Source organism: Niallia sp. 01092 (genome assembly GCF_052318935.1).
Taxonomy (GTDB): Bacteria; Bacillota; Bacilli; order Bacillales; family Cytobacillaceae; genus Niallia.
On record NZ_JBQRKO010000010.1, the window covers coordinates 146,862 to 172,628 of the forward strand.

General features: G+C 33.9%; 23 protein-coding genes, 3 pseudogenes and 1 riboswitch. Of the genes and pseudogenes, 16 read left to right on the forward strand and 10 right to left on the reverse strand.

Annotated features, from left to right (window positions below; translation table 11 throughout):
- The 7 genes and pseudogenes from ACTXGU_RS11590 to ACTXGU_RS11620 form a co-directional block, all read left to right on the forward strand.
- Window positions 1-2,970: a pyocin knob domain-containing protein gene (locus ACTXGU_RS11590; protein ID WP_443481671.1), complete on the forward strand. Its 2,970-nt coding sequence runs from the start codon at window positions 1-3 to the stop codon at window positions 2,968-2,970.
- 14 nt (window positions 2,971-2,984) lie between these two features.
- Window positions 2,985-3,326 (forward strand): hypothetical protein, encoded by a 342-nt coding sequence (locus ACTXGU_RS11595; protein ID WP_443481672.1) that lies wholly within the window; start codon window positions 2,985-2,987, stop codon window positions 3,324-3,326.
- Entirely contained in the window at window positions 3,326-3,481 is a 156-nt protein-coding gene (locus ACTXGU_RS11600) for an XkdX family protein (RefSeq protein WP_443481673.1), read from the forward strand. Before ACTXGU_RS11595 ends, ACTXGU_RS11600 begins: the two co-directional genes overlap by 1 nt.
- 65 nt (window positions 3,482-3,546) lie before the next feature.
- Window positions 3,547-4,095, forward strand: a complete 549-nt coding sequence (locus tag ACTXGU_RS11605) for a hypothetical protein (RefSeq protein ID WP_443481674.1) — start codon at window positions 3,547-3,549, stop codon at window positions 4,093-4,095.
- Between the two features lie 93 nt (window positions 4,096-4,188).
- A complete protein-coding gene (locus ACTXGU_RS11610) occupies window positions 4,189-4,605 on the forward strand; it encodes a phage holin family protein (protein WP_443481675.1) in 417 nt (138 codons plus the stop codon).
- 56 nt (window positions 4,606-4,661) lie between these two features.
- Complete coding sequence (locus ACTXGU_RS11615) at window positions 4,662-5,318, forward strand: M15 family metallopeptidase (protein ID WP_443481676.1); 657 nt, start codon at window positions 4,662-4,664, stop codon at window positions 5,316-5,318.
- Window positions 5,306-5,365, forward strand: a pseudogene (locus ACTXGU_RS11620) (hypothetical protein); the annotation flags it as partial. The gene ACTXGU_RS11615 and the pseudogene ACTXGU_RS11620, both read left to right, overlap by 13 nt.
- Window positions 5,366-5,596: 231 nt before the next feature.
- On the opposite strand, the gene ACTXGU_RS11625 reads toward ACTXGU_RS11620, so the two are convergent.
- Together ACTXGU_RS11625 and ACTXGU_RS11630 are read right to left on the reverse strand one after the other, a co-directional pair.
- Window positions 5,597-6,214: a LysE family translocator gene (locus ACTXGU_RS11625; protein ID WP_443481677.1), complete on the reverse strand. Its 618-nt coding sequence runs from the start codon at window positions 6,212-6,214 to the stop codon at window positions 5,597-5,599.
- Between the two features lie 24 nt (window positions 6,215-6,238).
- Complete coding sequence (locus ACTXGU_RS11630) at window positions 6,239-7,237, reverse strand: hypothetical protein (protein ID WP_443481678.1); 999 nt, start codon at window positions 7,235-7,237, stop codon at window positions 6,239-6,241.
- Between the two features lie 191 nt (window positions 7,238-7,428).
- On the opposite strand from ACTXGU_RS11630, the gene ACTXGU_RS11635 reads away from it, so the two are divergent.
- Both ACTXGU_RS11635 and ACTXGU_RS11640 read left to right on the forward strand, forming a co-directional pair.
- Window positions 7,429-7,560, forward strand: a complete 132-nt coding sequence (locus ACTXGU_RS11635; RefSeq protein ID WP_443481679.1) for a hypothetical protein — start codon at window positions 7,429-7,431, stop codon at window positions 7,558-7,560.
- 469 nt (window positions 7,561-8,029) lie between these two features.
- On the forward strand, window positions 8,030-8,248 hold the full coding sequence (locus ACTXGU_RS11640; RefSeq protein ID WP_443481725.1) for a WYL domain-containing protein: 219 nt from the start codon (window positions 8,030-8,032) through the stop codon (window positions 8,246-8,248).
- A gap of 61 nt (window positions 8,249-8,309) precedes the next feature.
- On the opposite strand, the gene ACTXGU_RS11645 is transcribed toward ACTXGU_RS11640, so the two are convergent.
- Window positions 8,310-8,450: a hypothetical protein gene (locus ACTXGU_RS11645; RefSeq protein ID WP_443481680.1), complete on the reverse strand. Its 141-nt coding sequence runs from the start codon at window positions 8,448-8,450 to the stop codon at window positions 8,310-8,312.
- A 156-nt stretch (window positions 8,451-8,606) separates the two neighbouring features.
- Window positions 8,607-9,575, reverse strand: a complete 969-nt coding sequence (locus ACTXGU_RS11650; RefSeq protein ID WP_443481681.1) for a hypothetical protein — start codon at window positions 9,573-9,575, stop codon at window positions 8,607-8,609.
- A gap of 667 nt (window positions 9,576-10,242) precedes the next feature.
- Here ACTXGU_RS11650 and ACTXGU_RS11655 point away from each other — a divergent pair.
- On the forward strand, window positions 10,243-11,451 hold the full coding sequence (locus ACTXGU_RS11655) for a right-handed parallel beta-helix repeat-containing protein (RefSeq protein ID WP_443481682.1): 1,209 nt from the start codon (window positions 10,243-10,245) through the stop codon (window positions 11,449-11,451).
- Window positions 11,452-11,954: 503 nt separating this feature from the next.
- On the opposite strand, the gene ACTXGU_RS11660 is transcribed toward ACTXGU_RS11655, so the two are convergent.
- The 3 genes from ACTXGU_RS11660 to fabF all read right to left on the reverse strand — a co-directional run bounded on the left by ACTXGU_RS11660 (window position 11,955) and on the right by fabF (window position 15,863).
- Window positions 11,955-12,053 carry a YjcZ family sporulation protein gene (locus tag ACTXGU_RS11660; RefSeq protein ID WP_443481683.1) on the reverse strand — a complete coding sequence of 33 codons (99 nt, stop codon included), beginning with the start codon at window positions 12,051-12,053 and terminating at the stop codon, window positions 11,955-11,957.
- A 739-nt stretch (window positions 12,054-12,792) separates the two neighbouring features.
- Window positions 12,793-14,286 (reverse strand): MDR family MFS transporter, encoded by a 1,494-nt coding sequence (locus ACTXGU_RS11665; protein ID WP_443481726.1) that lies wholly within the window; start codon window positions 14,284-14,286, stop codon window positions 12,793-12,795.
- A 335-nt stretch (window positions 14,287-14,621) separates the two neighbouring features.
- A complete protein-coding gene (gene fabF / locus ACTXGU_RS11670) occupies window positions 14,622-15,863 on the reverse strand; it encodes a beta-ketoacyl-ACP synthase II (protein WP_443481684.1) in 1,242 nt (413 codons plus the stop codon).
- Window positions 15,864-16,056: 193 nt separating this feature from the next.
- Here fabF and ACTXGU_RS11675 point away from each other — a divergent pair, with 193 nt between their 5' ends.
- The 3 genes from ACTXGU_RS11675 (at window position 16,057) to ACTXGU_RS11685 (ending at window position 19,629) form a co-directional block, all read left to right on the forward strand.
- Entirely contained in the window at window positions 16,057-16,899 is an 843-nt protein-coding gene (locus tag ACTXGU_RS11675; protein ID WP_443481685.1) for a helix-turn-helix transcriptional regulator, read from the forward strand.
- A gap of 141 nt (window positions 16,900-17,040) precedes the next feature.
- The gene (locus ACTXGU_RS11680) at window positions 17,041-17,622 is read left to right on the forward strand and encodes a TIGR00730 family Rossman fold protein (protein WP_443481686.1); all 582 of its coding nucleotides are present in this window, start codon (window positions 17,041-17,043) and stop codon (window positions 17,620-17,622) included.
- Between the two features lie 327 nt (window positions 17,623-17,949).
- Window positions 17,950-19,629: an ATP-binding protein gene (locus ACTXGU_RS11685; protein WP_443481687.1), complete on the forward strand. Its 1,680-nt coding sequence runs from the start codon at window positions 17,950-17,952 to the stop codon at window positions 19,627-19,629.
- Window positions 19,630-19,758: 129 nt separating this feature from the next.
- Here ACTXGU_RS11685 and queF read toward each other — a convergent pair.
- The 3 genes and pseudogenes from queF to ACTXGU_RS11700 form a co-directional block, all read right to left on the reverse strand.
- A pseudogene (gene queF, locus ACTXGU_RS11690) lies at window positions 19,759-20,088 on the reverse strand (preQ(1) synthase); the annotation flags it as partial.
- A 326-nt stretch (window positions 20,089-20,414) separates the two neighbouring features.
- Window positions 20,415-20,591, reverse strand: coding sequence for a hypothetical protein (locus ACTXGU_RS11695; RefSeq protein WP_443481688.1), 177 nt, complete (start codon window positions 20,589-20,591; stop codon window positions 20,415-20,417).
- 121 nt (window positions 20,592-20,712) lie between these two features.
- Window positions 20,713-20,756, reverse strand: a riboswitch (PreQ1 riboswitch).
- An 82-nt stretch (window positions 20,757-20,838) separates the two neighbouring features.
- A complete protein-coding gene (locus tag ACTXGU_RS11700) occupies window positions 20,839-21,813 on the reverse strand; it encodes a bile acid:sodium symporter family protein (protein ID WP_443481689.1) in 975 nt (324 codons plus the stop codon).
- Between the two features lie 311 nt (window positions 21,814-22,124).
- Between ACTXGU_RS11700 and ACTXGU_RS11705 the strand changes: the two are divergent.
- The 3 genes and pseudogenes from ACTXGU_RS11705 to ACTXGU_RS11715 all read left to right on the forward strand — a co-directional run bounded on the left by ACTXGU_RS11705 (window position 22,125) and on the right by ACTXGU_RS11715 (window position 25,755).
- A pseudogene (locus ACTXGU_RS11705) lies at window positions 22,125-24,453 on the forward strand (xanthine dehydrogenase family protein molybdopterin-binding subunit).
- Window positions 24,450-25,286 carry an FAD binding domain-containing protein gene (locus tag ACTXGU_RS11710; RefSeq protein ID WP_443481690.1) on the forward strand — a complete coding sequence of 279 codons (837 nt, stop codon included), beginning with the start codon at window positions 24,450-24,452 and terminating at the stop codon, window positions 25,284-25,286. The pseudogene ACTXGU_RS11705 and the gene ACTXGU_RS11710 overlap by 4 nt, the downstream one beginning before the upstream one ends.
- Window positions 25,279-25,755 (forward strand): (2Fe-2S)-binding protein, encoded by a 477-nt coding sequence (locus ACTXGU_RS11715; protein WP_443481691.1) that lies wholly within the window; start codon window positions 25,279-25,281, stop codon window positions 25,753-25,755. The genes ACTXGU_RS11710 and ACTXGU_RS11715 overlap by 8 nt, the downstream gene beginning before the upstream one ends.
- Window positions 25,756-25,767: the final 12 nt, after the last annotated feature.

Genomic DNA, 25,767 nt, shown 5'->3' on the forward strand with positions numbered 1-25,767 from the left:
ATGAGTTTTGGAGGATTAGTCTTAACAAAAAAGGGAATAAATCTACAAGGACGAGTACAAACAGGGAAAATATTAAAATTTACTCGGATTGGTATCGGTAACGGTGATATAAGTGGACCTATTGTGAATGTTGAAGTGATGGCAAACGAAGTAAAATCATTACCTATTACTAAATTTAAAAGTATGCTGGATGGAAAGGTAACAGTTGGTACAGTACTTTCCAACCAAGATATCACTAACGGTTTTTATTGGAAAGAGGTGGGTATATATGCATTAGATCCAGATAATAATATAGAAATTTTATATTGTTATGGGTATGCACAAGCGGCAGAATATATCCCTGCTGGATCAAATAGTGCAGATGTTATTGAAAAAATAGTGGACCTAATTATAGTTGTGGGAACCGGGGCAAATATTACTGCATCTATTGAAAAAAGTCTTATCTATGAAACAATTGCAGAATCTGATAGCAAGATAAATATCGTACAAACAGATATTAACAATCATAAAAACGACAAAAACAACCCGCACAACGTTACAAAATCCCAAGTGGGACTAGGTAATTTAGACAACTTTCAGCAAGCTACGAAAGCGGAGTTTAATAGCCATGTTGGAAACAAAACCAATCCACATAATGTTACATCCGAACAAATAAATAAGACTGCTTACCGAGCAGCTAGTATTCCAGGAACATTGTATCCAAAGGGTGTTACAGTTAGTTCTACAAGTACTGGAGTTCAAGATGGATATCCATACGATTTATGTATAATTACGACTATAAATGATGACGTTAATAGAATTTTTCAGTATGCAGTTTTATCTGATGCAGGAGCTAATAAAGTATCATTTAGAAATTATAGAGACGCTGAAAAAAAGTGGAGTGGATGGTCAGAGATCGAAACAACTGCTGGAGCGCAAGCGAAAGCAGATGTAGCTAAAAATGATGCGATTAATTTTGTTAAAACTTTCGGTATAGGTGCTGTGGGGAAACCTATAGATAACCTAGATTTAAACGGTTTAGATAAAGAAAGTGGTTTTTATAAAGGTGGAAATCTTCAAAACGGACCGAAACCACAAGGGTATGTCATTGTTGATGTTTATGATGCAGTTTCTTGTGTACAAATATTCTTAGATACTAATTTAAGCGGAAATATGTATATGAGACAAAAACTAGTTGGCAATTGGGGTAATTGGATTCAAATCGAAACTACTTCTGGTGCACAAGCAAAAGCAGATGCAGCAAAAAATACAGCAATTGATTTTGCTAAAAATTTTGGACTAGGAACAGTATCAAATAACTCTTTAACTGATATGAACAGTTTAGATTCAAATACACCAACTGGTTTTTATATGACTGATTCTGCAACAGCTAATAAACCAATAAGTGGAACTGGTGGAGCTATCATTCATATTAATAGGCAAAACAGACCTGTACAATATTATATTGATTACTCTACATCAAGATTTTTTACACGTTCGTACAATGGATCTTCATGGTTTGCATGGGCAGAAAGTGAAACTGTAACTGGAGCTCAAAATAAAGCCAATACAGCAGAAACAAATGCTAAGAATGCTAGTTTGCCAATAGCAGGCGGAACTTTAACAGGATATTTAGAACTTGCACAAAAAGGAATATATCCAAAGTTAGCCGCAAAAAATGCCACAGATTCTATCACAACATATCCCACGGGATTAACTATTACGTCACTAGCTGGTCAAACAGGGTATCCAGATAGTTATGGTGTAGTTGTTACTTTTTATGAAAGTGTCTCACGAAATTTTCAGATTCATCAACAAAAGAATACGGGAACTTTAAGTTTTAGAACATGGCATGATGGAAATAGTGCTTGGACTGCTTGGAGTACCATAGAAACAACAACTGGTGCACAATCAAAAGCTAACATAGCGGAAATAAATGCAAAGAATGCAAGTGTAGCTAAAACAGGAGATTCTATATCTGGAGATTTATCTATAACTTCACAAAACAATGGCTTGAGTTTCACAAGTGTTTCTAGTGGTTCAACTCCAGCAAACAAAACTGCTGGGAATGCTGTTACTGGTGGATCAGATTATGCTGGGCTTAGCAAATTAAATAATATTGCAGTTCAAACTTGGTATGGTTTCAGTGTTTCACCAACTATATCTGGTCAAGCTGTTGCTCAGGGAGTTCCAGCATTTTCAGTAAATGCAAGAGTTGGTGACGTTTATGCAAAAGGAGATATGTATGCAAAAGGTGATAAGAAAATATGGCATGCAGGTAATGTTGGTTCTGGTTCTGGATTAGATGCTGACAAGGTAGATGGTAAGGATTTTACTGATATACAATCTGATTCACAAGCAAAAGTAGATGCATTAAAAGCTATTACACAAAACTATAAACTGACACAAGATGATGGAACAGGTAAAGTTATTGCAGATACAGGAATAAATAACGCAAAACAAACTGGAGAGTATTATTGCTTAAACGTCAACGATGCGCCAATGCCTAATATGTGGGGACATTTGAGAGTTTCAGTTATTGGAACGGGTGTAATTCAAGAATTTACTCATGATGTATCAAGCAGAAAATATATGAGAAACTTTGTAAATACTACTGGACAATGGACACCATGGGTTGAACTTGCTCAAATTACAGACAGTGGTTGGCAATATTTATTTATCACTAATGGTGAAGGACAACCAGTTGGTGATTGTCAATATAGGATATTAAATGTCGGATGGGCAAAATTTCTTCAATTGCGGGGTGAGATTACAAATTGTACGAGTCCAAATGTTTATTTTAGATTACCGGATGCAGGTATTCCCCCTAGAAATATACCGTATACAATCACAGCTAGAGGCGACTGGTTGGCGAAACAAGGAAGGGCTACTTTATATTCTGATGGTTGGTGGGGATTCAATAGTATTGATGACGGTAACTTTGCATCTTCGATTATATGGGCTCTTGATTGTTTTGTTAGAATAGACTAAAAAGGAGGATAATTATGAAACAATATTTCATTCTTGATCAAGACGGTTTTTTAGATAGAATTGTTTTAATTCAAGAAGGTGAAGAAATACCTGAAAATAGCACAGATATCCTCCCATCGTACAAAGATGGTAAAACATATTACAAACCAAAATTTATTGATGGAGAATGGATTGAGGGAGCTTCCCAAGAAGAAATAACAATTATGATAACTCCTCAAACAGAAAAACCGGTAAGTGTAGACGAACAAAATGCACAATTAGCATTTGAACTTATGTCTGTTCAAGATAAGTTAGATATAGCAGAAAATAGTTATGCAGATTTAATGTTTGCACTAATGGAAAAAGGGGTGTTGTAATGAATTGGTATAAAATGATTAAGTCTTATTATGAGAAAGGATATTGGACTGAAGAACAGGTGATAAAAGCAGTTGAGTGTAAGAAAATTACCGACATACAGTTTAAAGATATCACAGGTAATGAATATGCAGTAGAACAAATAAACGCTGAATAGGCGTATTTTTATGTCTTCAACTTAATATTTGATATACTAAAAGTAAAAAAATAGGAGGTGTAAATGTGAGCTATATAGAATTTTGCGAAATGATAGAATGGGATTACATGTACTTTTTATATATGTATTGTATAAATGAATTGAATAAAAATAATCCGATTAGCTTCCCTTACTGCGGTCATTTAAGTGCAAATTTAATAGCTTCATATTTATCAGTTCATTTTGGTTCATTTTTCAAACATAAAGAATATAGAAATTGGGTACACATACATGGGTGGACTGAAAGTCCGAATGAAATGATTGATTTTACCAGTTTCCATAATGAAATTCCACATGATGCAGCCGAAAAAATAAGGGATAGTAAGAATATACTTTCTTATCAAGAATTTAAAGAGTTAGTACAAAGTATTAGAAAAAATTATCCGATAATTCAACCATTAGGAGAATATGATTGGTTTGTTGATAATGGAGTGGGAGAATATAATGATATAAAACTTTATGGAATAGAATTTGCTAAAAGAATTTCAAAGCCTTATGAAGTTAAAGGATTTTTAAAATATGTAGAAGAGGCATTACCATATATAGAAAAAAAGGTAAAGAACGCTACATTATAATAGGGATCAATGTAGCGATATAACTAAATATTAATCAATCTAGGATTCTCTTCGGAGAGTCCTTTTTTAATACAAAAAAATGGAGGTAAAAGAATGAAACAAAATACAGATTCTTTATATGTTGTAATCCTAGGCGGTGGAATTTCTTCCATCGCTTATTTGCTTGGAGGGCTTGATAAGTTGGTTATTGCATTGGCGGTTTTAATGGGGATTGATTATTTAAGCGGTATAGCTGTTGCTTATTTTTACAAAAAAGATTTGCAATCAAAGAAAGCATTTAAAGGGTTGATGAAAAAAGCAGGTATGATTTCAGCAGTCATTGTTGCTAACCAGTTAGATCAAGTCGCTGGTAGTGGCGGAAGCTTCATGCGTAATGCGATGATTATGTTTTTAATCGGTACAGAGGGAATATCATTCGTTGAAAACCTTGGCTATATAGGTGTTAAGGTACCTGTTCAATTCTCTAGTGTGTTGGAGCAATTTAAAGATAGAGAAGGAAAAGGAAAATAAGCTGCTCATTCGAGAGTGGCTTTTTTATATTCAATAAATTATAGGGAGAGATTGAAATGACATTATCAGTTGATTATTTAATTGAAAAAGCAAATCGTAAATTAAACGTTGCTGGAATGCATAAAGAAGTGGCCGACAAGGTTCGTAAAGTGATATACGAACTACAAAAGCAAGGCATCTATATTTGCGTGGCGCAAGGATTTCGCTCATTTGCAGAGCAAAATGCATTATATGCACAAGGCCGCACTAATCCAGGCAAAATTGTAACAAATGCTAGAGGTGGACAGTCCAACCACAACTATGGTGTAGCTGTTGACTTATGCTTATACACAAAAGACGGAAAAGGTGTTATTTGGACAACTGGTGGCGACTTTAAAAAAGTTGTTGTTGCGATGAAAGCTGAAGGTTTCAAATGGGGCGGTGATTGGAAGTCTTTTAAAGATTATCCGCATTTTGAATTGTATGATACTGTAGGCGGCGAAAAGGCTCCAAATACAACAATTAAAAAAGCATCTACAAATAAGAAAGCAAACACTAAGAAGAAAACTGCAACTGACAATAAAGCAATCGTGAAGTTCCCAGGCACACTAGACATCGGAAGCAAAGGAACGGACGTCAAAAGAGTACAACGCGCTGTTGGCGTAGAACCAGATGCATCTATGGCAAAGGCACAAAGAAAGCTGTACAAGCATATCAAAAGCGTCACAGATTAACAGCTGATGGGGTAGTGGGTAAAAACACATGGACAGTAATGTTTTAATTGCATAAAATAACTCGGATGGGTATAAAATAGTTTTACAGCATGATTAAGCTAAAAAGTCCTTCTCCTATTGAGAAGGGCATCCTTTAATTTATTATATTTAGAACATAATGTTATGTAAGGAATATTAGGTAATTATATTGGGCAGGATTAATTATTAAAAGGCTGTCGAGGTTATTCTCAACAGCCTGATATTTGGGTATACAGTTTTTTTTCTTCAAATTTCTTTCTTTATTTTAAGAATGTTAAAATGAAACCAGTGATAATTAGATTTAATGCACCAATCCGAATAACCCACATCACTATTCTCTCTTTTAAAAATTTTGAAATTTTGTGGGCCAAAACAGTATAGGTTATATCATTTAGGATACCTAGTAACAAATAAGTAGCAGCCAGTATTGTTATTTGATGAATATATGAATATTCATTATTGATAAATTGTGGGAAAAAAGCAGCGAAAAATATAATACTTTTAGGATTTAAAACAGATATCCAAAAGCCCTTTATAAAGGACTTTCTTTTTTCATGAGTATTATTGGTATTGCTTAATCTTTTAGATTTGCCTTTTGATTCAATCCAAACTCTAACTCCTAAATATATTAAATAAAGTGCACCAATTATTTTTAAAGTTAAAAAAGCAATAGGAGAGGAAACTATAATTGCTCCTACCCCAGCAAAAGATAAAATCATTGCTACTAAATCTCCTAAAAAAACGCCTGGAATAATAGATAAAGCATTTCTTTTTCCATCATTTATACTTGTAGTAATAAGAAATGTTACTGCGGGTCCAGGTGCGGATATTATGAATGTAGAAGCAATAATAAACGAAACCCATAATTCAATTGACATGATAAACCTCCAGAATAAATATTTTTAGAAAAAAATATTTTCTAAACCAAATAGTATCTTGGGAAGACTTTCGTAACAATATTCGTTAGGAATATAGGTTGGAGGTAATATAGATAAAAACTTAGATAAATTTTCCTCAGAATCAGAAGCTATTATACTATAAAAGTTTCCACTATTCCAAATCATAGCAGCATGACCAAAATTATCTTTTAATATTTTATTAAATTCATGCAATGTAATTTGTTGGTTATTCATGATTGATAGAATATCTTTCTTTTTAATTTCTAATTCATTCATAGTGAAAAATCGCGATTTAAATTTTTGATCTTTTTGTTCTTCTCGCTTAATATATTCGTCTATATTTTCATGATTAAACTTCTCTATAAATATAAATAATCCATCTTCCTTTAGATTGCTTTTAGCTTTTTTTATCTGCTCGTCCCTATTTTTTCCATACATTTGAAAAGTTGTATCTTCTACTATAACATCAAAACCATTAATAAAAGGAAAGTATTCTTTATTTTTTTTTAATAAATCTTTAGTAACATTAAAATAAGGACCGACATAAAAAGAAGAATGTTCGGGTATTCCATGGCTAAAAAAACTATCTCGATTCTCTTTTGTTGGACTACAAGAAAAAGTTTTGATTTTTCCATTACCTAGTAAGCCAAGTGTTCTTGCCATTGTAGCTTCAGCGGTCCCTAAAGTATATATTGTTACAAATTTTTCATCTGTCTCTTTATTAAAGCTATAATCGAGTAAAGATCTTCCTAATCTGCATTCTTGTTCTAATATGTATGGGATGCTAGAGAAGAAATGTTTATCAAAATTCCCACGAAGTTTATCATGTATTTCATAAAATTTTATAGTTTTTACATCCCCTTTAAATAGTTCTATCGTTCCCCTATATATTTTTTTAGAAGGTATTCCTTTTCGTCCAGATGCTGTTTCAGAAAAAAATTTAGACATTTGATTTAGTCTAGGAAATTCTTCTTTCACTTTAATAATGGTATTTTTACTCATAATTGATATAACCTCCAAAATCCATTTTTGTAAAATTATATCATAATAAATGGTATTTATTTATAAAAAATGTAAAAATGTTGTAAAAAATAGATTGAGAATGTACTAATAACTTTTTTTGTACATTTCGCGAACGAGTAGGAATAAATACCTAAAATAAAGAATCTTCCTAGTAAGAAAGGAGGGATAGAATGACAGAATATGAATACTTGTTACAACTAAAAGAACAATATGAAAATGTCCAAACTTCTACCGACTTGAAAAACCTCATTGATAACTTCCTTGCTGTCTTCCCACAAGATCAAACATCTCTTAAGAAATAATAAGTCAATAACTTCTCAGTCTTATTTCGCAAATTCGAATTAAAGTATCGATGTACCTCATGATAACCCTGATAATAAAAATTATATTGGGTAAATACACCGTCGTTTTCACCTTTTTGTACCTTCATCTTGTTCAGTCTCATCTTGTCATTAATTATCTTAAGGTCTTTCTGGACTTTCAACATGGTATGTTCTATTAGGTCTAGATAGACTTGTCTTAGTTTAAACCCAGGCGTTTTTTCAGCAACCTTACGATCGTATTCCAATACTAATAAAAGCAGCGGTAAATAAATAGCCTGTTCAATTATTTTTCTATGTTCATCCTTTATTTTAGTCATAAAATCAATCCTATTCATTAATAACTACCGACCATTTAATCTTAGAATATCAGAACAATTGTTCGATTTCAAGATTGATTAAGAACGCTTGTTCCTATATAATTATATCCAAAGAAGGAGGTAGTTATGTGATGAATCAACAACTAGAAAAAGCTTTGAAAAATAAGAGAGCAATTGAAATTATTTATGAAAGCAAGAACAATTTCACGAAGAGAACTATTTTAGTAAAAGAAGTAAACAGGACATATATTAAAGCTTATTGTCTAACAAAAAAGCAGCCGCGCATCTTTAAGATCGATTCAATCTTAGCTGCCTCATTTGTTTATACTAAAGAAAAATTATATGCATAACAGAAGCCCAACTCGGTTGAGAAAGGCTGTTTTACTGTAGCTTTAAATTTTATAATTATTACTATTCATTTTCATTGTTTTGCTCTTCAGAAGGTTCTTCAGTTGGATCTGGTTCATCTTCATCAACCCCATTACAACCAAATAGAAATCCTAAGGATAAAATAGAAGATATTAGTAGAAGTAAGTGTTTTTTTCTTTTCAAAGTTTATTTCTCCTTTCAAGAAAATTTTATTCTAACCTAGTATCAACCTGATCCAAAAAATTATACCAATGAAGATATTAAGTAATCCTTATTACGGATACTCTATAATAAATATGTAATAAAACAGCCCAACTCTTTGAGAAGGGCTTTTGTTTATTATTCTGATGGAGAAATACTAACTGTTAATATTCCAGCCATATTACTAGCTTTATAAATAACTCCGTTATATTCATATGTTTCGTCTAAATTAGAAAAATCACCACTGTTAAATTTTAATTTTTTCATTAAAATATTACCACGCTCTTCTGCAGAAAGTTTGGGATTTGAAACAGCGATTAAGTTACCAAAAGCCAATATAATATCTGTATTCTTTCCGTTATCATTTGTAGGTTGCCCCATTATACTAATATATCTCACTTTATTAGTTTTAGGTTCCAAATCACCAAGTACTTGTAAATAATCCGTGATTTTTGCACTTAAAGCTATATTATCTTTTTGATTTGTTGGATCTTCATCTGTGAAATTTGCTATTTTTGAACCTTTTATGTTAGGAACTATTGTTATCCAATCATTTTTAAATTGATCCCACGTAAAATCAAATGATGGTTTATCATCTTCTTTTTCAGTTGCAGTACGCATATCTGATTCATATTTTTTTACTTCTTCCATATTTTTAAAAGTATTAATTTCTGCTATTTTTGCATCAGATATATCAATGTTTTCAGCTACAATATTAGCTACTATATAACCTTCTTTTGTCTTTATCACACTACCTACATTTCCATTACCTATTGAAATGTTTTTCTCTGGAGTAATATTTAATTTTTTTTTGGCTTTATTATATTCTTCAGGGTAATCCATACCCACTTTTATTTCATTTAATACTTGTTTATTCGTAATTTCTTTTTTCTCTTCCTTGGTAGCATTTGCTTCTTTTGAAACAGGTTCTGCTTTTTCTTTTGGTTTTTCTCCATCCACAAAAAATGATGATATGAACATAATCCCTAAACATGTTAATGAACTTAAAAAAATCTTTTTAGCAGGCTTTCTTCTCACCTTTAAAACGATCCCATAAACTAAAGTAATTAAAAAACCTAATGTTGCAATACTCATTATAAAATCCAATGTGGTTCCCCCTAATTAGTCTTTTTCTACTATTTTTATATTTTATAGAAATAGGGAGACCTGTACTATATATTCGACAAAAGTAGACAAATTATTCATTTTAATTTCGCAGTGAATTTTGTTGAGAATGAAACGGTCATGAAAGATTTAAAGGGGCAGATATTAAAGAAGAAAATGGGATGGAGAAATAAAAAAAGGCGCTAATTAAGCGCCCATGATAACACCCATAAAACACCCATGAATGTTTTATATATTTTGATTTGTTTATATGGATGAATCAAGAAAATAAGATAATAATAGTTGTTTATATGTGTTTTAATCCGTTTTTATGTCATTATACATGTTCCGTACGCAAGTACACCCATGGGAGAGAGATCAGTACTTGGAAATGTACTAAGAGAGAGAAGCCTTGGCGCTGTAGGCGCTGGGGCTTTTTTCTATTATGGATGAAAAATGGAGATTTTTATTGATATTTTGTGTTTCCTGAAACTGGCTAATTAGATCTATTAGACGGTTATTAAAATGAGTTAACACATACTTAATAAAGAAAAAACTTTAAGTTGTTGAATAATTGTAATATTTGTGATTAAATTGTAATAAAATAAGTAGTTATTATACGAGTGGATCGATGATATGATGTGTATTAATATGGAAAGAAGGTCTGGAAATGAAAAAGTTATTTTTATTGTTTTTTTCAATATTGTTTTTATTCTTAAGTTATTCTCTTTCACCGCTTGAAGCTAATGCTGCTCAAGAAACATATATTATTACACCTGATACGAAACCACTTGATCAAAGGATAATAACATCAACTTATTATAATAATGATACGAAAGATTATTTTGTTTGGCAATCATATCTACAATTATTAGAGAAGCAAAAAGGCGGCACACTTATTATCGCGCCAGGTACATATACGATTTCAAATGCACTTGCTGTGCCTTCTAATGTCACAATCATTTTCCAAGATGGAACAAATATAATAAAAGGCAATACGACTGGAGTAGCTTCGTATAGACCTTCTGCTTCCCTTTTCCAATTGATTCGACCGTCCCTTATAAATAAAAAAGGTGTAGTTGGTAAGCACGGTGGGGAGAAAAACATCGCTTTTATTGGGGAAGGTAATGTCACAATTGATATGCAGAATACAAAGGATGGCATTGCGATTATTGCAGGACATAATAAAAACGTTGAAATACGTAATATTACTTTTCAAAATATGAATAGCGGCCATTTTATTGAGATGGATGCAACAAAGCAAGCAGTTATTGCTGGTAATCGTTTCTTAGAGTCTATTCCGTCCATGAATTTTGTCAAAGAAGCAATTAATCTCGATACACCAGATCCAACTACCGGTGGATTTAACAGTAAGTGGAGTAAAATGGATCGAACAGCAAATAAGAATATATGGATTGAAAATAATACCTTTAACAATTTAGATAGAGCAATTGGTACGCATAAATTTTCAGAAGGAGAGAATCACACAAACATTGTGATAATAAATAATACGATTGAGAATATGCGTAATGATGCGATTAGAGTAATGAACTGGAAAAACTCGCTTATTAAAGATAATAGAATTAATAATGTTGCCGGAGGTGCAGATGGTAAACGCGGCATATTGGTTAGTGGTTCAAAGAACATGACCATTGAGTTTAATACTTTTGATAACCTTGCTAGACCAATACAATTTATGCCGTGGCAAAACAGTGGACCGGGATCACAATACCCTGTTATCTATGATAAATTATACAAACAAAACATCGAAGCGCTAAAAACTAACCAAGGATTTAATGTGAAAGAAAAATTTACTAGAATTAATAGAGAGTATAATAATTTTTCATCATCTACTACAACGTTTGTACCAATGAACTAGTAGGTTGACTTAAAGAACGTTAACAGGTTCCAAAAGATTAGTACTTTGAAATATATATAAGGCTCTTTTCTTAAAGTTTGTTGTTTTTTATGTAAAAAATGGGAGAAGATTACTCAGCAGACTGAATACACGTAGACTCCTGTGGGAATGCGAGAAAGACGAGACCCCACAGGAGCGTATGCGACGAGGAGGCTCGACGCTCGCTAAACGGACGAAGTGTATTCGGGCTGCGAGTTTAAAAGCAACAATCTATACGAAAACAGCCATTTATAAAAAGAAGCCTTAGCGCTGAAGCGTTAAGGCTTCTTTTTAGAGACCAAAATGAAGTTAGTTGGTTGTTATCTGCTCAAAATATAATTTTTTTGGATGAAATATTGGAAAGATATTAGAAGATCCATAATAGAAAAACAGCCAAATTGGGATATTGATAACCGATTTATATGAAAACATGACTTGATATAACGTATACCCCAATTTGGAATCAAGTTAAGCATTATTGGAGATTAATAGCTTCCTAAAAAAGAAGCACCGACAATGATAAGCAAAATAAATAAAACGACAATAAGCGCAAAGTTATTAGATCTACCGCCATATTCAGACATAAACCACACCTCCTTTATCGTTTTCATAACATGGTATGATTCATTTCCATTTATGTATGGACAAGAATACATATGTAAGTGAAAAAAATAAAAATGGGTGGTTTATGGCTGTAAATGATAAGTGATCCAATCACGTTTTTTGCAAAATTATGAAAAAAGAAAGCCCTCTTACAATGAATGCAGTTACTAACTTCGGCTTTATAGTTTAAATAATGATTAATTTATGGTAGTTAACTCAGAATAATGAACTAATTGTACTTTGAATTTATTGGTAATATCTCTGATTTCACAAAACCCATTAGTATACTGAAAAATAATTCTAAACCTTTTTCCATTGTATAAAACATTATTATGGTTCATAAAATCCTCCTTATAAAATGGATCATAAAGTGAAAATGTTTTAAATTATGTAAATCTCATTATATACTGATTTTATATAAATACTAGGCGTCTAAGTCTCTATTTTTTGTAAATTTTTATTTAGTTTTTGTAAATCCTTCTTAGTGCATGTTCAAGCATGAGAACAATCAAGCGGAAAAGGTAGAGGTAAGGAAGTCACGAAGCCCAGAGCGTTGGAAAGAGCATTGTTAGTACGGAAGTAGAGATGCGGCAGCTATGGTTCCTAGACTTTTTGAACTATATTTAATAGACAAAAGGCCTATTCCATCATCAGAAAAACCGACTAATAGAATAGGTCTTATTAAATTAAGGAGATTTTACTAATTTTATATAAGAGGTGTCAATTTTGTTGACTTAGTTTCGAATCTCCTAATTTATCTTTTGTCATAAAGAATATACAGATTAAAGAAATGAAAAGTGGTATAAACGTCCATAAAAAAGTAGTAGTGATGGAGTTTGATAATACTTCTGTGATTTCCTTTAAAATATTTGCTGGGATATGCGCACGTGCTTCTGGAGATAAGATGCTGCCGCTAGTTGCGTTATCTCCTTTATTAAACATTTCTGGTAGACCGGAAGTGAAATTATTTCTCTGAATGACGCCAAATATGGTAATACCTAAAGTCATTCCTAATGAACGTAAAAAATTGCTTGTAGAGCTTGCAATTCCTCGTTCTTGTGGCAATGCTTTTTGCAACGTAGCCATGCTGAGTACGGAGAACGAAGGACCAACCCCTAACCCAATTAGGATCATATATAAAATAACAAGCCATCTCGGCGTTGATGGATCCAATGTACTTAACAGTAACGTGCCAATTCCCATTAGTACAGCTGATGAAACCATAATCTTTTTATAGGCGAATTTATTTGCAAGTGCACCACCTAAACCTGCAGCGACACTAGTTGCTACCATCATTGGCAAAAGCAGTAATCCTGAATTTGTTGCAGTACCACCTTCTACACCTTGGATATAAAGTGGGATATAAATAGTTGACACCATAAATACTGCACCATAAAACATGCCCGTTAACACACTGGTAGTATATAATCGTTCTTTAAATAAATTAAAGGGTAATATCGGATCTTTTACCTTTTTTTCCACTAGTAAAAATAGAATCAAACAAATAATAGATGCAGCAAATAAGGAGAGAATTTGCCAAGAATCCCAACTATATGTATGGCCGCCTAATTCTAATGCAAACATCAATGATACAGAAAAACTAATAAGTAAAATAGAACCAATCCAGTCAATATTTTGAACAGTATGGAATTTAGATTCTTTGTAAAAAACAAGAATTAGCACTAGAGCAATAAGACCGATTGGAATATTAATAAAAAATATCCATCGCCAATGAAAATGATCGGTTATAAAGGAACCTAACAACGGTCCAGCGATACTGGATAAACCAAATACTGCACCAAAAATGCCGCTCATTTTTCCCCGTACTTCTTTTGGAACAACATCCCAAATAATAGTGAACGCAATAGGCATTAGCGCACTGCCGCCAATTCCCTGTATCGCGCGAAAAATACAAAGCTGCACCATCGTTTGCGCAGTTCCACAAAGAATGGAACCAAAAAGAAAGAGTAAAATGCCAAACATAAAAAACTTCTTACGTCCATACATATCCGACAACTTGCCGAAAATAGGCATTCCAGCCATTTCTGCCACTAAATAAGCAGATGTGACCCAAACATATTTGTCCATACCGCCTAAGTCACCGATAATGGAACCCATGCTTGTAGCTACAATTGTGTTGTCTAAGCTCGCAACAAAAATACCAAGCATGAGTGCACTCATTACTGGTACAATTTTTGTTTCTTTATTCATAATAGAGACCTCTTTTCTGTCACTAGGTGAAATATAATTTGAGTCTAACACTGTTAAATTACTTAGTAAAGCAAATGTGCATCAACTAATATACAATAGAAGTAAAGAGGTAGTGAAATTGCAAAGGATGAAGTTCCATATGTATACCATCATATGTTATCCCTAAAAGGGGGGCTAATAATGAACAAAATTTTTTAGTCGGGCTGCGGATCGTATTAAAAGGAATAAAGGCTGAGATGGAGGAAATTGAATGAACGGAGGAGGCAAGTTATTATGCCTCCTGCTACTTTTAAGCTTTGCATACTTTTTTATCTATTGATAGATTTAAACTTTGCCATTTATTCTTCAAATTTTTTAATAATAATAGCTGAATTATGTCCGCCAAAGCCAAAAGAGTTTGAAAGTCCGATTGATAAGTTGTTCATAATCCTAGCACCTTCAGGAACATAGTCTAATTCACATTCTTCGTCAGGTGTATTCAAATTAATAGTCGGTGGGATGATTCCATTCTGCAAGCTTTTTACTAATGCAATAGCTTCGACAGCACCCGCTGCTCCAAGCATATGGCCAAACATTGATTTGTTGGCTGTTACAGGAATTTGGTAAGCTTTTTCCTGAAATAGCTTTTTAATTGCCATCGTTTCTGAGCGGTCGCCAGTTGGTGTACTTGTCGCATGGGCACTGATGACATCTATATCATGTATGGTCCTATTTGCACTGTGAAGCGCTTTTTTCATCGCAAGGTAGGCACCTCTTCCTTCGGGATGGGGTGCTACCATATGAAATGCATCCGAACTAGAACCATAACCAATCATTTCTCCATATATAGGTGCCTTTCTTTTTTTTGCATGTTCGTAAGATTCTAACACAAGAATGCCGGCACCTTCACTCATTACAAAGCCATCTCTTTCCTTATCAAAAGGGCGGCTTGCTTGCGAGGGCACTTCATTATTGGTAGACAATGCTTTTGCGTTGCTGAAGCTTGCTATTGATAATGGCGAGATAGCCGCTTCTGCACCGCCGCTAAAAATAATATCTGCGTCTCCGTTGCCAATTGCTTGAAAAGCTTCACCAATGGAAGTATTTCCGATTGAACAAGCTGTAACAGGAGACATGGACGGTCCTTGAGCTCCTAAGCGAATGCTGATTTTAGCAGCAGCAGCATTCGATATCATCATAGGCACTAAATTTGGACTAACTCTGTTAGATCCTCTGTTATTTAACGTATTAACATTATCAATCAGAGTATTTAATCCGCCAATTCCTGAGCCAACAAATACTCCAATACGTTCTGGATTGGTATTTTCTAGTTGTAATTGAGAATCTATTAACGCTTGTTCAGCTGCAGCTAACGCAAATTGTGTAAATCGATCTAATTTTTTGGCTTCTTTTGCTCCAAAAATTTCATGTGCATCAAACGATTCTACTATTCCAGCTATTTTTGTTTTCAACTGCGATGTATCAAAAATGTTGATCTCCTTAATTCCAGATCTACCATTTACTAAAGCATTCCAAAAACTATTAACATCATTTCCTAATGGAGAAATAATCCCCATCCCTGTAATAACTACTCTACTCATTAAAATTACCTCCGTTTTGAATGGATAGTATCATTATTAACGATAATTTATCCTATTACAAGTTGTAGTTTATCCTAGTATAATGAGTAATAGATTATTAATAAGAGTGTATGTTCGAAAACAAGGACATCAGGGAGATGTTAAATCAGCTATGCTTCCTGGAATTTTGAACAACCTATAAAAGGAGAAAAAAATGAATCAAGAAGGAAGATTACATGCACTTTCCGAATTTTTGAAAACAAAACGATCGAAAATTACCCCTCAAATGGTTGGTTTACCTGTTGGCATTAGGAGAAGGACACCTGGTTTACGGAGAGAAGAAGTGGCGCAGCTAGCTGGTGTTAGCACAACATGGTATACGTGGCTAGAGCAAGGAAGGGATATTAAAGTCTCTGTTTCTGTATTAGAGAATATTGCAGATGCTCTTCAATTAAATAAAGATGAACGGAAATATTTGCACGGCTTAGCAATGGAAGAAGGGGATAAATCAGTCTATATTCAAGAGGAAAGTCCCATCATTACACCATCTTTACAAAAAATAATAGATGAACTTCAATATTGTCCAACTATTATTTCCGATAGACGCTGTTATATCGTTGGATGGAATGAAGCAGCAGCTCATATTTTTTTAGATTTTGGGAAAATCCCTTTAGAAAAAAGAAATCTGCTTGAATTGCTTTTTTCACGGAAAGAATTACGAGCGCTTGCTGTTAACTGGGAGCATTTCGTAAAAGGGTTTATTGCCATTTTTCGAACGTATTATGGACAATATGTAGCAGATGATTGGTATACAGCGTTTATTGAAAAAATGGAACGAGAATATCCAGATTTCAGTAAATTATGGAATGAAAGTGAAGTCAGTTCTGCTCCTGAAGTATGGATTGAGTTTCGCCATGCTAAGCTTGGAAAATTAATATTTAGTCTTACATCTTTTCAAGTCCAGGGCAACCATGATTTAAGATGCAGTGTATATACACCAGAGGAAGGCACTTCAACAGAAAACAAATTAAAAAGTGTTGTTAAAGATAAAGAATAGATGTTCGTTCATTGGAAGCAGCAAGAGAATAAATTTGTTATGTGTTAAGTAGGAGAAAAAATATTGCAGTGAAATTAGGACTATTTGAACAATTCCGTTTATAATATATAGATAAACAGTTGCCATAGGAGGAGATACCAGATGAAAAGAATAGCTGTTTTCTGTGGTTCAAGTAATGGGGCATCCCCAATTTATTTAGAAGGTGCGAAAGCTTTAGGGAGAGAATTAGCAAAAAGAAGTCTAGAACTTGTATATGGAGGATCGAGTATAGGTTTAATGGGTGCTGTTGCGGATGCAGTTCTACAAGCAGGTGGAAAAGCAATTGGTGTTCTGCCCAATTTTTTAGCGGAGAAAGAACTTGCTCATAAAGATTTAACGGAATTAATCGTTGTTGATTCCATGCATGAACGTAAAGCAAAAATGGCTGAATTAGCAGATGGCTTTATTACACTACCAGGTGGTGCTGGAACTTTAGAGGAATTCTTTGAAATATACACTTGGGCCCAATTAGGTTTACATCAAAAACCATGTGGTATTTTAAATACCAATCATTATTACGATCCTCTTATCCGATTAATCCACCATATGGTTGATGCTGAGTTTCTGCAAGAAAAATTTCGCAACATGGCTCTTGTAGATGCTAATCCGGAAACACTGCTTAATCAATTAAATACATATACACCACCAACGGTTAAAATTTTTCTAACCGAAAATCAAACATAAGCTGCCGTGTAAGGAAATAAGCAGAAAACCCGCATATTGCGGGTTTTTGTTTAAAGATAAATAGATTCTTATGAATAAAGAATAAATTTATTGGACTAGATTCAAGAAAAAGATTTCCATTTCATGTATAATTGTACCATAGGTGGTTGTTCAAAAAGTCTGGTAACAGTAGCAGTCGAATCTCTTCATTACGTGACCGCATCAGTTCACAGGCAAGCACCACACCAACGCTTCTGGCTTCGTGACTTCCCTGCCTCGAACTTCTTCGCTTAGATTATTCTCTTTTTGAACACGCGCAATAAACTAGGGTGTAAACGGAGGTGTACTATGAATAACCATACCGAGCAACGAAGTAAAAAACAGCTTATCGATTATAATGCAAGAAAAGGACATATATTATATATTTATGAAGATATCTCGAAATATATGGAGAATACAGTTGATTTTATTTTGCAGGCATTAAAAAATAAACATCAGCTATTACTGATTGAAAAAGAAGAAGTTTATAAGGAGGTTTTCGATACACTTACAAATCTTGTTCCTCCTAATGAACTGGAATCTATTTATTTTCTAACTGATCAATGTTTTTTACAACTGTGCGATGGAACAAGCTTTGAAAGCCTTCAAGCTTATTTCAAACAAACCTTTAATAAGGGGAAATGGGAAGAGAAAAAAGTTGACAGTTGGATACATATATCTATGAATGAGCACACAAGACCTAGTTATAATTTAAATCAAATTGGAAGAATATTAACAGAAAAAGATAGTGTAGGTGAAAGTAACGCTGTTTTTGCTTTAAATGGAGAAGAAGTTTCTGCAACGTATCAAAATAAACTAGTAACTGCATATCCATACTTTATGACAGATGATCAAATAATAGAATCTTTATTTTATATGCACGCAAATAATCCATCATTTACGGTATATAAAGAAAAACAAGAATTAGAAAGTATCATAAAAGCTACAAGGCATCAACTGGAATCGTTTATTATGCGAAATTTAGATCCAATAGTCATATTAAATAATAAGGATATAGTTTTGACAGTAAATGAAGCGTTTGAAAAAACCTTTGGGTGGAAACCACAAGAAATAGTTGGAGTAAATTCTTTGCATTTACCACATATACCAAAAAGTGAAATGGAGGAGGTTTATCAAAATAGATGTAAAACATTTATAGGAGAAAACGTAGAAGAATATGAATCAATCAGAGTAAACAAAGAAGGAAATCAACTTTATGTGCTGATATCTTGTTTACCGCTTAGAGATGAATATGATAAAGTAAATGGCCGCGCAGTTATTATTAGGGATATAACAGAAAAAAAACAAGCACAAGAATTATTAGTAAAAGCAGAAAAATTATCGATTGCAGGAGAGTTGGCAGCAGGAATAGCACATGAAATAAGAAACCCAGTTACAGCGATCAAAGGCTTTTTGCAACTGATGGAACAAGCGGAAGAGAAAAATAAAGTATATTATGAAATAATGGAGGCAGAAATAGAAAGAATTGAATTAATTCTTAGTGAGTTGTTAATTCTCTCCAAACCACAAGCAGTTCATTTTGAATGGACAAATATTTATGAATTAATACAAGATACGGTCATTTTGTTAGAAGCGGAAGCAATTATGAAAAATGTTCAAATCGATTTGGAAATTGAGTCTGATAAATTTTTTATTAATTGTGAAAAAAACCAAATAAAACAAGTATGTATTAATTTTATAAAAAATGCGATTGAGGCAATGAAAAATGGAGGCAAATTGACCATTCAGCTTAAAAAGACAAATGCACAAGAAGTGTTAATCGTCTTTATAGATGAAGGCTGCGGCATTCCTGATTACGTACTGTCTAAATTAGGTCAACCTTTTTATACAACAAAAGAAAAGGGAACAGGTTTAGGTTTTATGGTCAGTAAAAAAATTATCGAAAATCATAAAGGGACCGTTTCTATTAGCAGTCAAGAAAATATTGGTACAACCATTGTTGTGAAAATTCCTTTATCCCACTCTTAACTCATGTCTAGTCTCCGCCATTTAACAAGGTAAAAGCAGATTCAAACCTAATTAAGGCGACGCAGCTCAGACCCCTTTTCGATAAAAAAAGATGCAGATTATTCAATCAGTCTGCATCTTTATATACATTTAGCGATTATCTATTTTTTCTGGATATAAATCATGATTCATTAATCGATGGGATGCCATCTCTTCATATTTTGTTCCTGCTTTTCCATAGTTGCAGTATGGATCAATCGATAATCCTCCACGAGGAGTGAATTTCCCCCAAACTTCAATATAACGTGGATTTAACAGTTTGATTAAGTCATTCATAATAATGTTGACACAGTCTTCATGAAAATCGCCATGATTACGAAAACTGAATAAATATAATTTTAATGATTTACTTTCGACAATTTTTTGATCCGGAATATAACTGATATACATCGTTGCAAAATCAGGTTGACCAGTGATTGGCACTACTTATGAGCAAGGGCACTTCCGCTTTTCTTATAAGTAGGTGGACTATATCATATTCTTATGCTTCTGCGATAAAACATAAGAACCCTCGCGCTTCCATCCATATGGATGTACTCTACTCTCTTTTGCAAATAATACTACAATATCGCTTCTTATTTGCACGATTTCGATAGTCTCTGCACCTTCTCCATATTAGAAGTTGTTCAAAAAGACGGAAGGATTTTTGAACAACTTCTAATAAGAGCTTGGCTCAGGATTAGAAATTTCTTTCCTTCCCTGAATTCACGAGGTTTAAGCGACAGTGTTGCCACTGAAGTGTGCCCTTATTGACACAGACTGGTAAATTCCGGACAGTTGAATTTAACAAAATAATCACGATTTACATGCAAATTATCAACAGATTCTAAAATATCAGGATTGTATTCATAAACATATTTTGTTCCTTGGTTTCCTAATAAGGTTAAATCTTCTAAACCTTCTTCTGTTTTTCTGCCAGACATAACATAACCTCCAATGATTGTTTGTACACTAAAAAGAGGCAAATTTAATAGCTATAAAAAAGTTATCATGGAACAAAAGAAAAAAGCCATCTCCATCATGGACATGGCTTTTTATTGACATGTGTCCATAGTTTTTTATAGAGGGTCGCTATGAACCTCTTCCTTGTACATATTACATATTTATAAAGAAATGATATAGGAATTTCGCTAGAACGTCAACAAGATTTCCCTTCCAGGCTACATTCCATTATTTAATGGAATGTATATCTTGATTGATGCTTTCATCCTTTTCGTTTTTGTCTTTCATCCTGCTGAAAATATTAGCAAGTAGAGAACCGGATAGATTATGCCAAACGCTGAAAATAGCACTTGGTACTGCTGCTAAAGGCGAGAAATGGGCGGTAGCGATGGCTACTCCTAAGCCGGAATTTTGCATGCCGACTTCCATGGCAACAGCCTTTTGTTTTGCTAAATCCATTCCACATAAACGGGCAAAGAAAAAGCCAATCAAAAATCCAAGTAGATTATGCAGGATAACAACTCCAAAAATAAGCAGACCTGTTTGCGCAATTTTGTCAGCGCTGCCTGCTACTACTGCTGAAACAATTAATACAATAGCAAGAACAGAAACGAGCGGCATTGCTTTTGCACCTGCTTTTGCCTGTTTGCCAAAGAACTTTTTAATGATTGCACCAAGAACTAAAGGAACAATAACTACTTGTACAATTGAAAGGAACAAAGAAGCAACGCTGATATTAACCCATTTGCTTGCAAACAGAAGAATGAGCAGCGGCGTAACAATTGGTGCAAGAATGGTAGAAACAGAAGCAATCGCAACAGCCAGCGCTACATTTCCTCTTCCTAGAAACACCATAACATTAGAAGCGGTGCCGCTTGGACAGCAGCCTACTAAAATGACACCAACAGCTACTTCTTTTGGTAAATCTAGACCAATAGCAAGTATAAAAGCAAGCAGAGGCATGATAACAAAGTGTCCAATAACCCCAAGAGCAACATCCTTTGGTCTTTTTACAACTTCTTTAAAATCCGACGCTTCGAGTGTCAGGCCCATTCCAAACATAACAATTCCTAATAAAGGAACGATATATTTTCCAAGACCAATAAAGTGATCTGGCAAGTAAAAAGCAATAATAGCAAAGATTAATACCCATAATGTAAATGTTTTTCCAGCAAAGTTGCTGATTTTCTCGATGAAACCCATAAATAAATAAACCTCCAATAAAACTTTTTGTCAAATTATCTTACACAATAATCATTCATTTATACTAGTGTAAACATTAAAAAAAATCAATATGTTTTTAATCTACTATTTGCTGGCTTTTTGAGTTTTTCATTATCTAATAATTTTAGACTTTTTCCTTTCCTATTTTCATATAATTCTGTAATACAATGCTTTAATTTGTAAAACGTATAATTCTTTAAAAAAGATGAAGGAAGTAAACAATCAATTCTAAAGAATAAATGGTCTGCTGTTAAATTTTCCTTATGGCATTTGGTAATTCCAGTCAGGAGATGAATGTATTGACGATAATCGGAAAAAGTATTCTACGCAAAGAATCTTGGGATAAGGTTACGGGAAAAGCAAAATATACGGGTGATTATATAACAACGGATGCTTTGCATGTTGAATTGATAAAAAGTACATATGCACATGCAAATTTAATCAAGATCGACATAACAAAGGCGAAAGATGTGAAAGGTGTACGGGCCATCATTTTAGGTGGAAACCTCCCGTTGATTGGAGAAGAAGTGATGGATCGTCCCCCTATCGCTGTAAATAAAGTTCGTTATTATGGAGAAGTGATAGCCTTAATTGTAGCTGATTCTGAAAGTCTTGCAAAGCTTGCTGCAAGTAAAATAGCAGTGCAATATGAACCGCTTTCAATTGTTAAGTCTGGTCTAGAGGCAATTCAGTCGAATGCTCCCATTATCCATGAAGATATTGAAAAATATATAAAAGATGAAAGTATTTATCCGCAGCCTGGAACGAATATTATTAATCATGCAAAAATTAGAAAAGGGAATATGGAAAAGGGATGGTGAGAAAGTGACATTGTCATAGAATTTACTTTTTTTATCCCATTAGCTGACCATTGTGCCATGGAAACACGGTCAGCTATATGTAAAATTGATGCAAACGACAAGGTTCATATTGTTACGAGTTCTCAGGCTCCATATATGGTGAAAAAAATTATTAGCAGAGATTTTGGCATAGATCCAGGAAAAGTGGTGGTAGAAACCCCTATAGTTGGAGGAGGATATGGGGGAAAAGCATCTGTTCACTTGGAAATATTTGCGTATATTGCATCAAGAGCAGTAAACGGCAGAAGGGTAAAAATTGTTAACACACGAGAAGAGGATATATCCGTATCCCCTTTACATATTGGCTTGAATGCGACGATAAAGCTTGGCTGCACAAAGTCAGGCAAGTTAAAAGCTGCGCATATTAACTATATTTTTGATGGAGGTGCATATGCTGATAAATCTCCCCATTTATGTACTGCAGGAGCAGTTGATTGCACCGGACCTTACCAATTAGAAAATATTTGGTATGATTCCTTCTGTGTGTACACGAATCATCCTTATGCTGCCCCATTTCGTGGGTTTAGTCATGGCGAAGTGCATTTTGCTTTTGAAAGGGCGATGGATCTATTGGCAAACAAAGCTAATTTAGATCCTCTCGATTTAAGGCAATTAAACGCTATCCATCCGGGAGATACAACACCTACCAAGTAATCTTAAATAATAGCAATGTTGGTAATTTAGATGAATGTATTGATCGATTAAGAAAATGGAGAACTGGGAAGAAGGAAGAATAACGGAATTAGGAAATAATAAAATAAGAGTAAAAGGAATTAGTTGTTGTTGGAAAAATTCAACAATAGGTCCTGACGCAGGTTCTGGTGTAACTTTAACCTTTAATTCGGATGGAAGCATCAATTTAATGTCAGGTTTAGTTGAAATCGGAACAGGCACAAAAACAGTTCTTGCCCAAATATTAGCAGAAAAAATGAAAATGAGTGTTGATAGAATATATGTTCGAATGACGGTGGATACACAAATTGAACCAGAACATTGGAAAACAGTAGCTAGCAGAGGAACTTTTATGGCTGGAAGAGCGGTGTTATCAGCAGCAGATGATGCAATCAAACAATTGAAGAAAATGGCAGCAATCGTTTTAAGAGTGCCAATAGAAGATTTAGAAGTAGGAAATGAAAAAGTATTTGTATCAGATAATCAAAATCTATATGTAAAAGTTAAAGATATTGCTTATGGGTATATTTATCCAAATGGCAATGCTATTGGCGGGCAGATTATTGCAAAAGGAAATTATATGCTCCGCGGCCTGACAAAACTTGATCCAGAAACAGGTGCAGGCACCCCTGAACCTGAATGGACAGTTGGAGCGCAGGGAATAGAAGTTGAATTTGATAAACATACATGTACATATTCGATTGTGAAGGCAATAACGGTTATGGATATCGGAGAAGTATTAAATTATAGTGGAGCTATTGGACAAGTAAAAGGTGCAATGAGTATGGGGATTGCTTGGGCTGGTAGAGAAGCTTTTTATTTTGATGAGTATGAAAGGTTAAAGAATCCACAGCTAAGAACATATAGACCACTTAGGTTTGGAGAGCATCCAGAATATATCGTTGACTTTGTGAAAACGCCTCAACTTGATGCTCCATTCGGCGCAAGAGGTGCTGGGGAGCATGGAATAATAGGAATAGCCGCAGCATTAGGAAATGCCTTATCATCTGCTGCAGAAGCTCCGTTAAATTCCTTGCCCCTTATTCCAGAAACAATATGGAGAGAAAGGAGGAGGAATACTAATTGAATTTTGATTATTTTCTACCTGCAGATTTAGAGGAAGCTACATCTTTATTCCATACTTTAAACAAGGATAAGAAGCACCCATTGTATTTTAGTGGTGGAACGGAAATATTAACATTAGGTCGGTTAAATATGGTACAGACAAATGCTGTTATTGATATAAAAAAGTTAGATGCATGTCTTGTACATCAGCTTGAAGGAGACTATTTAGTTTTTGGATCTGCCTTAACGTTAACGGAAATTGAGGAGAAAAATCTATTTCCGTTATTAACAGAAGTTTCCAAAGAAGTGGCGGATCTAACAGTAAGAAATAAAATAACACTTGGCGGCAATATATGTGGTGCAATTTTTTATCGAGAGGCAGTTTTGCCATTGCTTTTAACAGACAGTATTTTATTGATCAAAAGGGATGAAACCGTGCATACAGAAATGATTTCTTCTATTTTTAAAGAAAAATTACGTATAAACAAAGGAGATTTGTTTGTTCAAGCGTTGATCGAGAAAAAGTATATTACAGCTCCATTTGTAACGGTAAAAAAAAGACAGCAATGGGAAACAGGTTATCCTCTAATCACAGCAGCAGCATTAAAAATAAACAATCAAATTCGAATTGCTTTTAGCGGTTTATGCCCTTTTCCTTTTCGCTCGCAAACAATCGAAAAAACTATAAACGACCAAAGTTTAAAGTTAAATGAGAAATTGGATACGGTTATCAATCATTTACCTACTCCTATTTTGGATGATATAGAAGGTTCTTCAGAATATCGATTATTTGTGTTGAGAAACTTGTTAAAAGATATATTAGAAGTATTAGAGAGGGGACAATACTTTGAGTAGTTTTTCCAAAAAAATAATCGCGTTTCTAGAAGTGAATGGGGAAAAGAAGGAAGTAGTGATTTCACCTGATCAAACGCTATTAACAACACTGCGAGAGAATTTATATTTAACAGGTGCAAAGCCCGGTTGTTTAAATGGTGACTGTGGTGCATGTACTATATTAGTGGATCAACTGCCAATCAAATCCTGTATTATGTTAACGCTTGAAGCTATTAGTCATTCCATTAAAACCATTGAAGGCTTACATGATGCTCCGATACAACAAGCATTTATTGAACAGTTTGCTTTTCAATGTGGTTATTGTACACCAGGATTTATCATGAATGGTCATGCGTTATGTACCAAGCATCCGAACGCAACAGATGAGCAAATTCGTGAATGGCTGTCTTCGAACATATGCCGTTGCACATGCTACGAGGAGATTGAAAAGGCAGTCAAATCCGTTTTGAATAAAAAAATAGACGAATAGAAATAGATAGAA

Excerpts from the sequence above, each read along its gene's own strand:
- ACTXGU_RS11590 (WP_443481671.1), top strand. The coding sequence starts at position 1 with ATGAGTTTTGGAGGATTAGTCTTAACAAAAAAGGGAATAAATCTACAA.
- ACTXGU_RS11595 (WP_443481672.1), top strand. The coding sequence starts at position 2,985 with ATGAAACAATATTTCATTCTTGATCAAGACGGTTTTTTAGATAGAATT.
- ACTXGU_RS11600 (WP_443481673.1), top strand. The coding sequence starts at position 3,326 with ATGAATTGGTATAAAATGATTAAGTCTTATTATGAGAAAGGATATTGG.
- ACTXGU_RS11610 (WP_443481675.1), top strand. The coding sequence starts at position 4,189 with ATGAAACAAAATACAGATTCTTTATATGTTGTAATCCTAGGCGGTGGA.
- ACTXGU_RS11615 (WP_443481676.1), top strand. The coding sequence starts at position 4,662 with ATGACATTATCAGTTGATTATTTAATTGAAAAAGCAAATCGTAAATTA.
- ACTXGU_RS11625 (WP_443481677.1), bottom strand. The coding sequence starts at position 6,214 with ATGTCAATTGAATTATGGGTTTCGTTTATTATTGCTTCTACATTCATA.
- ACTXGU_RS11630 (WP_443481678.1), bottom strand. The coding sequence starts at position 7,237 with ATGAGTAAAAATACCATTATTAAAGTGAAAGAAGAATTTCCTAGACTA.
- ACTXGU_RS11635 (WP_443481679.1), top strand. The coding sequence starts at position 7,429 with ATGACAGAATATGAATACTTGTTACAACTAAAAGAACAATATGAAAAT.
- ACTXGU_RS11640 (WP_443481725.1), top strand. The coding sequence starts at position 8,030 with ATGAATCAACAACTAGAAAAAGCTTTGAAAAATAAGAGAGCAATTGAA.
- ACTXGU_RS11655 (WP_443481682.1), top strand. The coding sequence starts at position 10,243 with ATGAAAAAGTTATTTTTATTGTTTTTTTCAATATTGTTTTTATTCTTA.
- ACTXGU_RS11660 (WP_443481683.1), bottom strand. The coding sequence starts at position 12,053 with ATGTCTGAATATGGCGGTAGATCTAATAACTTTGCGCTTATTGTCGTT.
- fabF (WP_443481684.1), bottom strand. The coding sequence starts at position 15,863 with ATGAGTAGAGTAGTTATTACAGGGATGGGGATTATTTCTCCATTAGGA.
- ACTXGU_RS11675 (WP_443481685.1), top strand. The coding sequence starts at position 16,057 with ATGAATCAAGAAGGAAGATTACATGCACTTTCCGAATTTTTGAAAACA.
- ACTXGU_RS11680 (WP_443481686.1), top strand. The coding sequence starts at position 17,041 with ATGAAAAGAATAGCTGTTTTCTGTGGTTCAAGTAATGGGGCATCCCCA.
- ACTXGU_RS11685 (WP_443481687.1), top strand. The coding sequence starts at position 17,950 with ATGAATAACCATACCGAGCAACGAAGTAAAAAACAGCTTATCGATTAT.
- ACTXGU_RS11695 (WP_443481688.1), bottom strand. The coding sequence starts at position 20,591 with ATGTCTGGCAGAAAAACAGAAGAAGGTTTAGAAGATTTAACCTTATTA.
- ACTXGU_RS11700 (WP_443481689.1), bottom strand. The coding sequence starts at position 21,813 with ATGGGTTTCATCGAGAAAATCAGCAACTTTGCTGGAAAAACATTTACA.